This is a genomic window from Rhizobium sp. LEGMi-198b, from assembly GCF_054114205.1.
In genome coordinates this window covers 1-1,633 of sequence record NZ_JBSYVH010000022.1, presented here as the reverse complement: position 1 = coordinate 1,633, position 1,633 = coordinate 1, and the positions used below count along the sequence as shown (strand labels likewise).

Annotated in this window: 2 protein-coding genes; both read right to left on the bottom strand. The window is 60.0% G+C overall.

The genetic code is table 11. The annotated features are described in order from the left end of the window. On the bottom strand, nt 1-307 hold a 307-nt coding region (locus ACXHXG_RS32080; RefSeq protein ID WP_457901884.1), incomplete at its 3' end, for a MocE family 2Fe-2S type ferredoxin. Between the two features lie 59 nt (nt 308-366). After that, nucleotides 367-1,452: a fatty acid desaturase family protein gene (locus ACXHXG_RS32075; protein WP_457901883.1), complete on the bottom strand. Its 1,086-nt coding sequence runs from the start codon at nt 1,450-1,452 to the stop codon at nt 367-369. Nucleotides 1,453-1,633 lie beyond the last annotated feature (181 nt).

The window sequence follows — 1,633 nt, the reverse complement described above, 5'->3', positions numbered from 1 at the left end:
CAATAAAAACGGCACCGTTTTCGACCTTGACGGGATAGGTTTTGAGGTTGACGCAGACGGGGGCGCCCTTGGCCTCGCCGGTGCGGTAGTCGAAGCGGCCGTTGTGCTTGGGACATTCGATGATGTTGTCCATCACCAGCCCGTCGGCAAGATGGACCTGCTCGTGCGTGCACAGGCCGTCGGTGGCAAAATAGTCGTCTTCCGGGCTGCGATAGATCGCGAAGGTCTTGCCGCCATGGTCGAAGCGCATGACGTCCTCCTCGTCGATCGCATCCGCCGCACAGACCTTAATCCAGTTGCCGCTCATTCCTGCCTCCCTGTATGTGCCGTTGTATATGCCGTTCTGGCTGCGGTTGTTGCCTGTGGTTATTGTGCCGCTTCGGCCAGCCCGTTGTGGAATTCCTCGCGATAGGGCCGCGCCGTCGGCGGCAGGTCGCGCTTCAGGAAATAATCCTCGTTGCGCAACTGCCGCAGGAAGGCCGGGATCATCTCGCGGTAGCCCGACCAGATCGACGGATTGGGCCGCGGCAGATCGTGTTTGATCATCGCATGCAGCTTCGGCAGCGCATGATAGGGCACCATCGGGAACATGTGGTGTTCGACATGATAGTTCATGTTCCAATAGATGAAGCGGCTTACCGGGTTCATCAGCACCGTGCGGCTGTTCAGCCGGTGGTCGATGACATTGTCGGCAAGCCCGCCATGCTGCAACAGGCCGGTCAGCACATGATGCCAGGCGCCGTAGAGCCGCGGCAGGCCGATCAGCACCAGCGGCAGGAGCGAGCCCATGGCAACAGCGGCGGCGATGGTGGCGATATAGATGAGGCTCCAGATGCGGGCGATGCGGATCGCCTTCGGCTGCTCCATCTCGGGAATGAAGGTCTTCTCCGTGGCGCTGATGATGCCAAAGGCATTGCGGACCATGTCGAGCATCGCATAGAAGACATCGACGATGCCGAAGAAGTTCAGGACCAGGCGCACGAGATCCGGCGGCCGCATGACGGCGATCTCCGGATCGCGGCCGACGATGACGGTGTCGGTGTGATGGCGGGTATGGCTCCAGCGCCAGGTCACCGGATTGCGCATGATCATGAAGCAGGCGATCTCATAGACCGCATCGTTCATCCAGCGGGTCTTGAACGCCGTGCCATGGCCACATTCGTGCCAGCGGCTATCAGAGGCCGAACCGTAAAGCACGCCGTAAGCCAGGAAAAAGGGCACACAAAGCCAGGAACCCCAGAAAAAGATGCCGAGGCCGGCAAGGATCGCCATGCTGCCGAGCCAGATGATCGTGTCGCGGATGGCGGCCGCATCGGAGCGCTGCATCAGCGCCTTCATCTCCTTGCGGGCAATCTCGGTATGATACCACTCCGCCGCCGCCAATCCGGCTTCGACCGCCTGCCGGCCGCTGGGACCAAGCAGGCTGTAATCACGCTTTCCTGTCTCGCTCATTCCTGCCTCCCGCGTCGCAAACCAGCGCGCCGCACCTGATGACGGGAATGATAGGTCGAGTTTTTGCTTGCCTCAATGCAACGATGATGGAATCTATCATATTCCATCAACCGCCCATCTCATTCATGATGGAATACCTCAGGACCATCCATGCGCAGACCAACCATCGCTGATCTCGCTA